We start from the raw sequence: 12,451 nt of genomic DNA on the forward strand, positions 1-12,451 counted from the left end.
ACCACGTGACGTGGTCACTGATCACAGATCGGCCGATATCTCTCGCAGGAACGGCAGAGGATCACCGGATTTGAGCTGGTTAATTGCCCTGTCGAAAACGTCCTCACGCGATGCGTTCATTTTTCCTCTGCAAACCTGACGAAACTTCTTCTCGAGTTCGTCCCAAAGCATCGGTCGGCCCGCATCACCAAGCGGCATCGTGGTGGTGGACGCTATATCGCCCCAAGGAGTGGTCAATGTCACCCGCGCCAACGTTTCCGCCGGAAATTTTGGGTCGATCTGATCGTCAACCGTCAAGGTAACAGCACCGGCAAGGGAACAGATTTCCCGATCATCGAGAAGCTGCTCATCAATGGGCGCGAGTGCAGTGGCGCCGTGACGGATGGCCGCGGCCAGACAAAAAGGCAAACTGTATTGAGCCTCCACAAGGGTTTTCGGGTTGACTTTGTTTTGCAACCGCTGAGCCCATTGAAACGTGTGGGCCTCGACCGACAGCACGTCTTTCGGCTGGAGCCTCCGGCTTTGCATGAGGTCCAGCGTTGCATCTATGGCGGGATGGATATAGCGGCAACAGGAATACGGCTTGAAATAGGTTCCCAGGATTTCCCAGGTCAGACCAAGCCCGTTCTCGATACGATCCCTGTTGAAATAGGATGCGTGATCGAGAATGTCTTCTGGACCTGTAAACCCCTTTTCGGCCAATTCGAGTGCGGTGAGGCCAGTGACAACGCTCCACGGGATTCCTTCTTTCGCATGATTTCCGGTAAGCTTCGAATAGCCGGAACTTCCATTTGCGGCTTGATTGGGGGCCCATACACCATTGATCGCCAACGCATGGGCGAGATGATCCCGGCCTGTGCGATGGATACTGCCGGCTGCAGCGACCGCGCCGTAGCCGGCCCAGAGACCGCTTTGGCGACTTTTTATGTTTTCGGGATTTTGTGCGGCGGCGATCCGGACGGCGATCTCGTAACCGGCGATGATCGCAGCGACGAGTTCGTCCGGGTCGATTGCACGGTCCGCGCAGGCGGCCAAAACAGCGGGGATCACCGCAGCACCTGGATGTCCGCGCGCGGCACGATGACCATCATCGAAATCAAGGGCGCTGACAGAAGCAGAATTGGCAAAGGCGGCGCCGGTGGTCGATAACCGACGGCCCGAAAACCAGAGAGGTGCGTTTCCAGGACCAAAAATTCGGGTTGCAACCAGTCTGGCGCTGGTCGACCCAGTGACAAACTTACCGGCGAGGGCGCAGGTCGCGGCGTCGAAGAGACAGCAGAGCGCCTTGTTCCTAACCTCCGGAGGCACGGCATCGAAAACACGGTCAGCAATGCATTCGGCGAGAAGCTTCGTCATATGCACGGGAGCATCTCTCAGTTGGTCGCTTCTGAAACCGTCGCTCCGCCGGCGTTGTTATCTGTGACGCCTGACAAAGCCTCATAGACGTGTGCGGCCACATAAAGGTCCAGCATGGGCATACCGACACAGGTGATGTGGACAGGTTTTTCCTGTTCGACTTCCGAAGGATCCGCAATCGCCGTGATTGACCGGATGCCGAGCAGGGATCCCAATTGCTCCAGCGTCGTCCCCTTTCGTGAGAAGTGAAGCGCAAGGCTTTGCGAACCACGACGCGACACCATCGCCACATCGTCGCAAAGAACGCTACCGCACCGCAGCGCCCGTTCCAGATGTGCCGGGGGTGTTTCATCGCCACCCAAATGAAGCACGGGAGCGTCGCTTATCTCACTGGCGTCGAAAACGGGAGCCTTCGCGTTTGATGCAGTAATCACAAAGCCGCATCGACCGAGATCGCGGTTGTCCTGCACGGGTACGATGTCGAAGGTTACCGTTTCTCCCAACGATCTTGCCAGCCGTATGGCTGAGTCAACTGTTCGGCTACGGACAAAGACCTCGCGGATCTTCTCCCCGGAGCATCTATCGAGCGCCAGAACGATTTTTTCGGCAATTGGTCCGGCGCCGAACAGGAAGACAGACAAGTCTCGACGGGGAGCAAGCAATCGCTCAAGAACAAGCGTCGCATAACTCGCCGTCCGGGCGGCGGATATGTCGGTTCCATCGAGCAGGCAAAGAGGAAGAAGGGTGAATTTGTCCATGAGGACAATCGTGGACCGTGACCGTGGAAGACCGAGCTGGCGATTAAGGGCGTTTGCACCGACGATTTTCACTGCCCCGTAGCGGCTGTTGACGCTTGAAAGGCAGGATAACTTCCATCCAAGGCGCTCCTCCAGCGAATCTGCATCCTTGATCAAGGGATGCCTGTCGATCTCCCCGGGCGTGATGGAAAGCACCGATTTCGTGCCGTAAGCGGAACCGCGGGCAATGTCGTCCCATGCTTTGCCGGCGACCTCATGGACGATCTTTCCATCAAGCAGAGCCCCGTCCCTGGCGATCTCTGTCGCGGAGTAACACGGTATGTCTGACAGGCTTGGACTGATAATTCCTCTACTCATGCGTGCCCCTCCTCGAACATCGAGCGAGACGATTTCAGCAGGAATTGGCGGGAAATAAAGCCAAGATTAGCTATCTTTTATGCAACATTATTCATTCCGGTTATATAGGACTGTCCCCAGATTGAGGCGCGCCTCCTGATACGCGGATCGTATCCAGCAGAAACAGCAAGTCGTCTTTTAACTCAAGCTGCTTGAGGAACTGCAGCATTTCCAGTCTTCCGTTTCCGTGCAAACGCCCCGCCGACAGGCGCAAAAACTTCTCCTCCAGAAACGAAGGCGCAAGCGGATTGGCAGCATCGCCCTTTGCAACCTCGACAGTGGCCTCCACGACGCGGCCGTCGAGCAAGTGAAGACGAACCCTTGCCGTGTGGTGGTGGCTCGATCGATCCGTGGACCTCAGAGGAAAGAGCCGGATTTTTGCCGTCAGCTTGCGCACTGTTTGATCCAGGAAACGCGAAGGCGCAAACCATTCCGGACCAGCGGCGTGTCCGAGCACGCCCATGGCGATTGCAAAAGGTGCGCTGAACTGGGCCGCCCAGATATCACGAGGTTCGGGATCATTGAATGGAGGGCGGCACACGATCTCGGGCGTGAAGACCTCGACCCGCCTGACGTCATGACCGGTCCCGTCAACAGCCCCGATGGCGAACGCCTCAACAGCAGCTTCGACGCTGCTTTGGATGATCCTGCAGCAACTGAACGCCTTAAAGCCGGCGTGTCGTATTTCGTAGCGAATATTGGGACCGATTTTCAGCCGCGACGGGTCGACGTCGTCCGCCCCCGCCATGCGCCAGAAACCGGTTTCCCCTTCGAAAACGTCAAGCGGCCCCTCAAATCCTGCACGAGCAAGAAACGCTGCGTTGACACCGCCCATTGCTGCGGTCGCAAAATTGTTCTTCGCCATTGTCGGTGTGGTCCCGTAAACGGTCTTCATGACCGACGCAACAGGGGCATTGACAGCCGCGATTGCCAGGGCATGGGCCGCTTGCTGATGATCGAGTTTCAGCAGTTTCGCCGATGCGGCGGCTGCGCCGAATATTTGCCAGGTGCCGTGTCCATGGACTATCTTGCGCGGCGTGTTGTGGACGAGCGACATGCCGATGCGGCATCCCACCTCATATCCGGCGACGATTGCGGCAATTAGGTCACGCCCTGTGGAGCGCGACCGGTGGGCAAGCGCGAGTGCGGCAGCAACCACTGTCGCCCCGGGATGCCCCTTCCAGTAGATGTCATCGAGATCAAGGGCGTTGGCCAAAGTCGCGTAATGAAATGCCTGCCAGGCAGGATCCTGACAGGGCGCTTCGGTGGACCCTCCGGCGATATCCGCCGGCAGCCGTTCCAGGCCCGGAGTGACCGGGGATTGATGACCGCCGAAAAAGCATCCAATGGAGTCCATCAGGCAGAGCTTTGCTTTGTCTACCACGTCCGACGGAAGGTTCTCAAAACTCGCATTCACGATGTACCCGGCGAGGGTCTGCGTTGCGGGGGTGGTCATAGGGCGCTCTCGACTATCAAAAGGAGGCAGGGAGATCTGTTTTGTTGCAGCAAGTCGAACATAGCCCATCGCAGGCAACATGTTCGACTGCCAAATGTTGAGCTGTTGGCCCCGGCGTTTCAGCGAGACCTACCCGGGATGCTGCGTTCGGAAACTGCTGACGATGGTGCGCCATCGGAATAAGCCGGCGCACATCATGTATTCGCTGGCTGTCCAGCCGTGCTGCTGCAATGCCCGTTCCGTCCGAAGCGCGGGCGATGACTTGCCCCCAGGGATCGCAAACCAATGAGTTGCCGAAACACTGTCGGGTCTCGCCACCGGCGGCAAGGTAACTGCCCCACTGGCCGCACGCGGCGAAATAGACCTGGAACTCGATGGCGCGGGCCCTGCACAAGACCTCCCAATGATCCTTTCCGGTCTGCATCGTGAAGGCAGCCGGCAGAATGACAAGATCGACCCTGTTCTCCGCAAGTTGATCAAAGAGGCGGGAGAACCGGAGATCGTAGCAGATAGCGGCTCCGATCCGGAAGCCGCCAGCCTCGTAGACGAGCAGGTCGTGCCCCGACGCGACTGTGGCGGACTCCCGATAGGCTTTGCCGTCCGGAGCCACGATGTCGAAAAGATGAATTTTGCGGTAGCGGCCGACCTCCCTGCCGTCGGGGTCGAACACAACGGTGGTGTTGTATATTCGCTCTTCCCCGGGGACGCGCTCGAGCATGCTGCCGGCGTGGAGCCATAATCCGTGCCGGCAAGCAAATTCCTGTGCCATCCTGTAAGCCGCACCACCAGGCATGTAGTCTGCTGCCGCAAGCTTTTCCGCGGCAGTACCGCCCGACCAGTCGAAATGTTCCGGCAGGACGATCAGATCCGGCACCTCCTCCTTGACGGCCTTGAGCATCAGCGCCTGTGCCTGACGCAGATTTGCCCGGCGGTCGGGCTGCGAGTTCATTTGAATGAGTGATATTTTCATTGGGAGTGTCTCTCATCATACGCGAAGATTGAATGGCCCGCCGCAAGATGGGCACGTAGCCGAAAGGACCGTTCTTGACGTTTCAGCGCAGCCTCACCCAGGCTGCGCATCCGTGAACGGTCTGCGACAAAGATCCCGGAGTTGTCGGCGAGGACCGCGAAACCGGGCAGGACCGCCGTACCTGCGCAGGCGACGGGAACATTGATGGATCCACCAATCCGGAATGTCCGGTTCGTAGTTTTTGCCGAGACTCCGCGGCACCAGACCGGCAGGCCCGATGTGACAATTTCCTCAACGTCAGTGCACGGGCCGTCCACGATAATGGCAGCGGCACCGCGCGCCTTTGCCGCTGTCGCGACACCGCCGCCGACACAGGCGATGTCGTCCCCGTCGATCCTCGCGATGACGAGAACGTCTCCCGGCTGGAGAAGGTCGATCGCCTTGTAGATCACAACGCCGTCGCGGCCTGGAGCCGCGACGGTGAGGGCTTGTCCGATGACCTTTGCGGAGCAGACCGGGCGGAGACTCGTGCTGAGAAAGCCGAGATGTTCGGTATGTCCGATGGTTGCGGTCTCAACATCCTGCAGGAGGGCGCAGAGGTCCGCGGGGAGAGGAGGCCCTCCCGTTTTTGTCCGATACTGTTCCATGGAATGAGGTCGCTTTGCTGGCGTCTGAAATGATCAGACCGGGCGTTCGCCGGCGGTCGTGGTCCGGTGCATGATCCGGATCGTGTTGGGGTCGAAGGAATCCCGACGATGCATGGTGCAGCGATTATCCCACATCATGATGTCGCCTTTCGTCCATTTCTGAACAAAAACCTCCTTCGTATCCGTCGTATGGCGCCACAGGCGCGTCAGCAGATCGTCGCTTTCATCAAGCGGCATGCCGACAATCCAGGCACCCTCGGCCGTTCCTCCAAGATAAAGCGCCTTGCGCCCGGTTTCGGCATGGGTTCGTACCAGCGGGTGCACGATACCGCTCCACTCACGGACATCGCTGGTCCTCGGCTCGCGCTTGCCAAGCCGCAGCTTGCCGGTCTTGTCGTAGACATTCTGGAAGAAAATCTGCCGACCGTCGATTTCCTTTCGCACGTCGTCCGGCAACGTGTCGTAGGCCTGATAGGTGGAGAGAAAATAGGTGTCTCCGCCTTCAGCCGGCACCTCCACCGCCCGCAAAATGGCGCCGGCTGGCGGGCGCTCGTAGAACCAGGTGTCCGTGTGCCAGGTCGCCTCGCTGTTGCCCATGGCGCCGGACGGTTTGCCGTCCTTCATGGTGTTGGCGATCACCAGGATTTCCTTGTGCGTGGGGTGTCCTCCTTCCTGCAATTGCTTGGGGTGGATCACGAACTCCCCGAAATGACGAGAAAAGTCGACCTGCTGCTGGTCCGTGATATTGGCACTTCGGAAGCGAAGCACGCCATAGTGGAGCCAGTATTTGCGAACCTCTGCAATGTCCTGTTCATCATAGTCGTTGAAGTCGAAGCCAACGATATCAGCGCAAACGTTGCTTCCGTCCTGGACTGCCGAGATTTTTCGAGTATTGAGCATATGTCTGTTCCTTCCTTGGATATTTCGTCTCTGCAAGGGAAGAGTAGCGTGACCGATCTTCCTATCTCCAATATCAATTTGAGTTCATTGATATGGAAATGCGATCAATTCTAGCCTTCGAGAAGCTGCACGGCGTTGGGATCGATGGAGAGAACGACGGGTTGCCCGACGCGCAAGTCAGGCAATCGTGTCGAGCGCACAAGCGACTTGAGCACAGTCCTGTTTGACAGGGTGACAAAGCATTCCCGGTAGGCGCCGAGATTGACGATCCGTGTCAGGGTTCCGTCTGTCCTGTTGACCGGGGAGGGCAGGTCCTCTTCCGCTGGCACGAGACGGACGGCCTCTGGGCGCATGCAACAGTAGCGGATGGAGCCTGGATTTTCCGGCGAGGCGGCCGTCAGTGCAAGACCGTCTTCGAGAACGACAATCGTCGATTTCCCTTCCGGTCTCAGGGACGCAACCGGCAGAAGATTCGACTTTCCGATAAAATCCGCAACGAAACGCGATCGGGGATTATCATAGATATCATCGGGCTTGCCTTCCTGGGCCACAAGACCTCCATGCATGACCACGATGCGGTCGGACATGGCCATCGCTTCGTCCTGGTCGTGGGTGACATAGATGAAGGTCATGTCGAGTTCTTCCTGTATCTCCTTAAGCTCGATACGCATCGCCTCCCGCAGTTTGAGGTCGAGGTTGGACAGAGGTTCATCGAGAAGAAGCAGGGACGGCTTTGGCGCGATCGCCCGGGCAAGCGCCGTCCGTTGCTGTTGGCCGCCGGACAGTTCTTTCGGATACCGCTCTTCAAAACCCTCAAGATGCACCCGTCTGAGTGCTGATTGCACCTCGGTCTCGGTTTTCGTGCGCGAAACTCCCTTCATCTTGAGGCCGAAGGCGACATTTTCAGCGACCGTCATGTGAGGGAACAGCGCATAATTCTGGAAGACCAGGCCGATCCCGCGTTTCTCCGGGGGAACGCCCAACTGGCTCCGTCCCCTGATTCTGATGTCTCCATCGGAAGGATCGGAAAAGCCGGCGATCATGTTCAGCGTGGTTGTCTTGCCGCACCCTGACGGGCCCAGAATGCTCACGAATTCTCCTGCCGGAACGGAAAGATCGATATTGTCGACGACCCGATTGGCTCCATAGCTCTTGGAAACCGCGATCAGTTCTATGTCCATTATGCTCATTTGCTTCCACCATGTATCTGTGTCGAAAAACCGCCGATCCGCTCGAACAGGAAGACGGCTGCGAGAATGAATAGGAGGGAGGCGACGTTGACCGCCGCCAACACCGGGTCGAGGCTGTATTCAAGGTGATTGATGACGGTGATGGGAAGTGTCGTTTCGCCAGGCCGGACAAGGAAAACCGACAAGGGGATGTTGTTGAAGGAGAGAATGAAGGCGAAGGTCATTCCTGAAAACAAGCCGGGTTTGATCAGCGGCAGGAGGATGTAGCGGATCCTTTGCAACCTGTTTGCGCCCAGGACACGCGCGGCAAGATCAAGCCGTTTGTCGACATTGAACATTGCTCCTGCGATCATCCTCACGACGAATGGCAGGGTGAGGATGACGTGAGCCATGATCAGGCCCGGCGTGCCAAGGAAGGCGTAAAACCCGGTCGACGAGAGGAACAGAACGATCGCCACCCCTTTGACGATTTGCGGAACGGAGAGGGGGGATAACAGGAAGGACATGATTGCGGCATGGCCCGGGCACTTCTCGTAGGCGACGGCAAAAGCGGCGAGCAGCCCGAACAGTCCGCTGAGAACCGTGACAATCAATGCGAGTTCGACACTCAGCAAAAACGGGTCAATCCAGCGACTGGACATGAGGGCGCCGTACCATTTTGTCGTCCAGAGCGATGGCGTAAAAACAATCCTCGCCGTCGGACTGACGGAGGCCACAAGCACGACCAACAGCGGGAGCGTGATGAATGCGAGGATAAGTCCAAGCGAGGTCCTGAACGTCACCGATAAAAAACTGTTCATGACTGTCTCCTACAGATGCAGTTTGTTGTGGAGGCGCGCCTCAATGCGCGAGCCGATGAAGACGGCAATGAGCATTGCCACGAGCAACACATTCGCCATCACGGCGGCAAACGGCCAGTCGATGTAAAAAAGCACCTGCTCGTAGACCATCGTTGCCAGCACCTTGAAGCCGGCACCGCCAAGCAGCGCCGGTGTCGCATAGGCGCTGGCAGCCATTGTGAAAGCGATGAGCAGGGAACTGACGATCCCGGGAACGGAAAGCGGCAGAACAATGTGGCGCAGCACGGCTGGCCGGGAAGCCCCCAGGACCTGCGCGGCCTTTTCAAGATTGGGATTGATGCCTTGCAGGCTCGTCATCAGGGAAAGAACCCCGAAAGGTAGAACGACATGCGTCAGGCCAGCGACGACGCCGAACATGCTTCTCGACAATGGCAGCGGTTCGGAGATCAATCCCGCCCACAGCAGCATCGAGTTTACAAAACCCCGGTCCTCGAGGATCACGAGCCAGCCATAGGTGCGCAGGACCACACCGGCGAGTTCCGGTGCGATTGCAAGTGCGAACACAACCACGCGCCATCGTGACGTTGAACGAGCCAGATAATAAGCAAGCGGATACGCCATGACGGTCACGCAAATGGCGACGAGGCCCGACATCAGCATCGTGCGCCCCAGACCCGCCATCATCAGATCATCAGCAAAGAACCGCTGATAATTGGCGATGGTCCACGCCTGGTCGTCGCTTCCGTGGAAACTCATTCCAATCATCATGCCCATTGGCAGAGCGAAGAAGAGCAAAAGGACCGTTGAAGGCGGTACCAGCGATGCATAGGGCCTGAGTGTAAATCTCCGATGGCGTTTGGGTTCAAATGGCGACTGGAGTTCGATTGTTGTCATGGTCGCCTCCTTATCGCGCTGCCGCGATCACTTCACGCTCCCACCGCGCACCCCATTCGGGCAACTTGGCTGCGAGACCTGAAAGGTCGGGAAGAAGAAGTGTCTTCAGATCGGCTTCGGTGGTGATTTGACGTGCGCGGACGGCATCGGGGACTTCAATATCGGTGCGGGCGGTGCCGACGTTATAGCCGGTGACCCATGCTTCCTGGCTGGATTTTTCGAGAAAGAAATTGACGAACCTGTACGCCATGTCCTTGTTGCGAGCGCCAATCGGCACATTCAAGGTCGCAACGAGCGGGATGGTGCCTTCCTTCGGTCTCACGTAGTCAACCGGCAGACCGCTATCGACGAGGAGTTGTGCACGTCCGTTCCAGAACGGCATCGCCCAGACCTCGCCCTCCTTCAAATAGTTTTCCATGATCGAAGAGGATTGCTCGAAGCCCATCGATTGTCTGGCGAGCCTGCCCATGGCTTCGAAACCTGGGTCAACGTTGTCCATGAGATCGCCGCCATTCGTGACGGACATAATCTGCATGAGATATGCCGCCATGATATTCTGGAAAGTCGGAAGGATCACCTTGCCCTTCAGTTCCTCGTCAAACAACGCGGACCAGGAAACCGGCGCCGTTGCGAGTTTGTCCTTGCGCCACAGAAGAGAAAGATACTGAACCTCGTGTACGGCTCCGCAGGTGCCCGCAATCGCACTGATTTCGGGATTGAGTTTTGCGATATTCGGTACGATCTCAGGCGAAAACCGTTCAAGCAGGCCATCCCGGCAACCATCCAGGGACTGCGAGGCAGTCATGACGACAACATCGAAACCCGGTCGGCCACGCGTCGCTTTTATCTTTGCATAGTCCTGCGATGCGGATCCTACCGCGTCGTAAACGACCTTGACGCCGAATTCCTTCTCGAACGGCTCGATTATCCGGCTTCGAATAATGTCTTCGTATGGCCCGCCGTAGCTGTTGACGATCAACCGTTCGGCGGCTGCGGTTCCCGCCACCCCGGTCCCCACAATAAATGTAACAAGCATGATTTTACGTTTCATCGTCCGCCCTCGTGATTTGGATGACTTTTCAGGATGTCCGACGGATAATGCGAGGCAATCCCTCGCATTATCTAATATTAATTTTTAACTATTGATCGTATTTGATGAATAATAACGTTACCTACGTCCCGTGATCTAAGGAGAGCTTCGAGCCGTCCGGTACTGTTTGCGGCGATATGAAAAGTGTCACCTGGCGTTGCAAAAGGCAGAAGCGAAAAGACTGGGGAAGCCTTGCGAAGATTGCAAAAAAGGCCAAACCAGAAGCGGTAGCGATCATCATCACCGTCGCGGCGTGCTTCTATGGCGCTCCAGGCCGCAGCGGTGGCTGCATGAAGCCCATAGAGATCGCGCATCACCTCAAAAGCAGTGGCTGCAGATACACCATCACAGGCTTCAACAGGCACGAACGACAAGGATGGATTTACAGAAGGTTTTTCCGACATGACGACTCTCCGTTGAGAGCCCGGCCGATAGAATGTGGTTGTGGCCGGACAATGCCTTGGCGACCTTCGCCGTCCGGATGCACTTCACCTGTGATCATGTCTTCCGAAACCATAGACTATTCATTCAAAAGCGTGAAGGCTTTTACTTTCGTTGACACCCTTGAAAACAAAAAGAACTACCGGAGGAGCCCTCTTGAGTGGACGCAGATAGGGCGCAAGCGCCTCATAGCGAGCACGCTGATCGAACACCGTCGACCGTGGATTATGCCGAGCCTTTCATATTGATATCGTCTACAGCAATCTTAACCACGAAGGCGCACACACGTCTGAAGCGCTGCAAATCCCGCGGTCAAATTGTCATTATTCAGGTAAAATCGCGGCGATTGCCTTTCGCCGTAGATGAACGGTTTCTAAAATCGGCCCCGTCAATGCCATAACGCTGCAACCGTGCATAAAGACTGCGCCGCGGCAGATCGAGAGCTTCTGCCGCGTCTCCCACATCGCCCCGCGCGCGACGTAGCGCCGCCTCGATGACACCGATTTCGAAGCGATCCATCTGCTCCGAAAGGGAGGGCTGCTGGTGCTCAACATTGCCAGAAGGCCCAAGACCAAGCGTGACCTGCATTGCAAAGTTTCGCAATTCGCGAACATTGCCGCTCCAGTCGTCGGAAATCAGCCGAGCCTCGATAGCGGCGGTGAATGCGGGACGCGTTCGTCCGAACTGTCTGGCGGCCTCTCCCACAAAATGAGAAAAAAGAAGGCCTATATCCGCCCGTCGCTCTCGCAACGGTGGAATGCGTATTCGGACTGCATCCAGCCTGTAGAGAAGATCGGCGCGAAAGCGGCCGCTCTCAACCGCGCCGGTCAGGTGATCCTTGGCTGCCGCAACAATGCGCAGGTCAACGGCCCGTGGCTCGCCGGACGTCGTAGGCAATTCCCGCTCTTCGACGACCCGCAGAAGCTTACCTTGCAGTGCAGGCGACATGCTGTCTATTTCGTCCAGAAAGAGGGTGCCGCGATCCGCTTCCATGATTCTTCCGCGCTGAAAGCGATCACCGAACAGGGTGTCGGCGGCAATCGCGTCCGGCAAGGCGGCGCAGTCGATCGCGACGAAGTTTCGGGCGCGGCGGGTGCTCCAGCGATGAAGCAATCGGGCGACAAGCTCTTTTCCTGTCCCCGTCTCGCCCTCGACCAGCACGTCGACATTCACGCTCGCAAGTTGGCGAATGGTCTCGCGTAGACGAACCATGGCGGGCGTCTCGCCGAGTAACGGCAGATTCTCCTCTGCCCGTGTCGCCATTTTCCGCAGGCGGCGGCTTTCAAGCCCCAGGCGGCGCGTCTCAAGGGCGCGGTGGATCGCGGCCATCATATGGTCCGTGGCGAAAGGTTTGGCAATGAAATCGAAGGCGCCTTGTTTCAGCGCTGACACGGCCATGGCAATATCGCCCTGGCCCGTCATGAGGATGACTGGAAGTTCCGGATCGCGGGCGAGAATAGAGTTGAGCACGGAATGTCCATCGACACGGGGCATGCGGATGTCTGTGACGACAACGCCGTCATAGTCCGGCTTCAGGCTTGCCAGTGCGGAAT

General features: G+C 57.5%; 12 protein-coding genes. All 12 read right to left on the minus strand.

Going from position 1 to position 12,451, the window contains the following annotated elements:
* Nucleotides 1–21 precede the first annotated feature (21 nt).
* A complete protein-coding gene (locus ACI2KA_RS25210) occupies nucleotides 22–1,356 on the minus strand; it encodes an MmgE/PrpD family protein (protein WP_404505180.1) in 1,335 nt (444 codons plus the stop codon).
* A 17-nt stretch (nucleotides 1,357–1,373) separates the two neighbouring features.
* On the minus strand, nucleotides 1,374–2,471 hold the full coding sequence (locus ACI2KA_RS25215) for an ornithine cyclodeaminase (protein WP_404505181.1): 1,098 nt from the start codon (nucleotides 2,469–2,471) through the stop codon (nucleotides 1,374–1,376).
* A 100-nt stretch (nucleotides 2,472–2,571) separates the two neighbouring features.
* Nucleotides 2,572–3,966: an MmgE/PrpD family protein gene (locus tag ACI2KA_RS25220; protein WP_404505182.1), complete on the minus strand. Its 1,395-nt coding sequence runs from the start codon at nucleotides 3,964–3,966 to the stop codon at nucleotides 2,572–2,574.
* Nucleotides 3,967–3,982: 16 nt separating this feature from the next.
* A complete protein-coding gene (locus ACI2KA_RS25225; protein ID WP_404505183.1) occupies nucleotides 3,983–4,936 on the minus strand; it encodes a carbon-nitrogen hydrolase family protein in 954 nt (317 codons plus the stop codon).
* On the minus strand, nucleotides 4,933–5,583 hold the full coding sequence (locus ACI2KA_RS25230) for an RraA family protein (protein WP_404505184.1): 651 nt from the start codon (nucleotides 5,581–5,583) through the stop codon (nucleotides 4,933–4,935). The genes ACI2KA_RS25225 and ACI2KA_RS25230 overlap by 4 nt, the downstream gene beginning before the upstream one ends.
* A 33-nt stretch (nucleotides 5,584–5,616) precedes the next feature.
* The gene (locus tag ACI2KA_RS25235) at nucleotides 5,617–6,483 is read right to left on the minus strand and encodes a TauD/TfdA dioxygenase family protein (RefSeq protein WP_404505185.1); all 867 of its coding nucleotides are present in this window, start codon (nucleotides 6,481–6,483) and stop codon (nucleotides 5,617–5,619) included.
* A 110-nt stretch (nucleotides 6,484–6,593) separates the two neighbouring features.
* Nucleotides 6,594–7,673, minus strand: coding sequence for an ABC transporter ATP-binding protein (locus ACI2KA_RS25240; RefSeq protein WP_404505186.1), 1,080 nt, complete (start codon nucleotides 7,671–7,673; stop codon nucleotides 6,594–6,596).
* Nucleotides 7,670–8,473, minus strand: coding sequence for an ABC transporter permease (locus ACI2KA_RS25245; protein ID WP_404505187.1), 804 nt, complete (start codon nucleotides 8,471–8,473; stop codon nucleotides 7,670–7,672). The genes ACI2KA_RS25240 and ACI2KA_RS25245 overlap by 4 nt, the downstream gene beginning before the upstream one ends.
* 9 nt (nucleotides 8,474–8,482) lie before the next feature.
* Nucleotides 8,483–9,367 (minus strand): ABC transporter permease, encoded by an 885-nt coding sequence (locus tag ACI2KA_RS25250; protein ID WP_404505188.1) that lies wholly within the window; start codon nucleotides 9,365–9,367, stop codon nucleotides 8,483–8,485.
* A 10-nt stretch (nucleotides 9,368–9,377) separates the two neighbouring features.
* On the minus strand, nucleotides 9,378–10,418 hold the full coding sequence (locus tag ACI2KA_RS25255; RefSeq protein ID WP_404505189.1) for an ABC transporter substrate-binding protein: 1,041 nt from the start codon (nucleotides 10,416–10,418) through the stop codon (nucleotides 9,378–9,380).
* 77 nt (nucleotides 10,419–10,495) lie between these two features.
* Nucleotides 10,496–10,861, minus strand: a complete 366-nt coding sequence (locus ACI2KA_RS25260) for a hypothetical protein (protein WP_404505190.1) — start codon at nucleotides 10,859–10,861, stop codon at nucleotides 10,496–10,498.
* A gap of 364 nt (nucleotides 10,862–11,225) precedes the next feature.
* Nucleotides 11,226–12,443, minus strand: a complete 1,218-nt coding sequence (locus ACI2KA_RS25265) for a sigma-54-dependent transcriptional regulator (RefSeq protein ID WP_404505192.1) — start codon at nucleotides 12,441–12,443, stop codon at nucleotides 11,226–11,228.
* Nucleotides 12,444–12,451 lie beyond the last annotated feature (8 nt).

Origin of the sequence: Agrobacterium sp. NPDC089420 (assembly GCF_044900305.1) — a bacterium.
Taxonomy (GTDB): Bacteria; Pseudomonadota; Alphaproteobacteria; order Rhizobiales; family Rhizobiaceae; genus Agrobacterium.

Excerpts from the sequence above, each read along its gene's own strand:
- ACI2KA_RS25210 (WP_404505180.1), bottom strand. The coding sequence starts at position 1,356 with ATGACGAAGCTTCTCGCCGAATGCATTGCTGACCGTGTTTTCGATGCC.
- ACI2KA_RS25215 (WP_404505181.1), bottom strand. The coding sequence starts at position 2,471 with ATGAGTAGAGGAATTATCAGTCCAAGCCTGTCAGACATACCGTGTTAC.
- ACI2KA_RS25220 (WP_404505182.1), bottom strand. The coding sequence starts at position 3,966 with ATGACCACCCCCGCAACGCAGACCCTCGCCGGGTACATCGTGAATGCG.
- ACI2KA_RS25225 (WP_404505183.1), bottom strand. The coding sequence starts at position 4,936 with ATGAAAATATCACTCATTCAAATGAACTCGCAGCCCGACCGCCGGGCA.
- ACI2KA_RS25230 (WP_404505184.1), bottom strand. The coding sequence starts at position 5,583 with ATGGAACAGTATCGGACAAAAACGGGAGGGCCTCCTCTCCCCGCGGAC.
- ACI2KA_RS25235 (WP_404505185.1), bottom strand. The coding sequence starts at position 6,483 with ATGCTCAATACTCGAAAAATCTCGGCAGTCCAGGACGGAAGCAACGTT.
- ACI2KA_RS25240 (WP_404505186.1), bottom strand. The coding sequence starts at position 7,673 with ATGAGCATAATGGACATAGAACTGATCGCGGTTTCCAAGAGCTATGGA.
- ACI2KA_RS25245 (WP_404505187.1), bottom strand. The coding sequence starts at position 8,473 with ATGAACAGTTTTTTATCGGTGACGTTCAGGACCTCGCTTGGACTTATC.
- ACI2KA_RS25250 (WP_404505188.1), bottom strand. The coding sequence starts at position 9,367 with ATGACAACAATCGAACTCCAGTCGCCATTTGAACCCAAACGCCATCGG.
- ACI2KA_RS25255 (WP_404505189.1), bottom strand. The coding sequence starts at position 10,418 with ATGAAACGTAAAATCATGCTTGTTACATTTATTGTGGGGACCGGGGTG.
- ACI2KA_RS25260 (WP_404505190.1), bottom strand. The coding sequence starts at position 10,861 with ATGTCGGAAAAACCTTCTGTAAATCCATCCTTGTCGTTCGTGCCTGTT.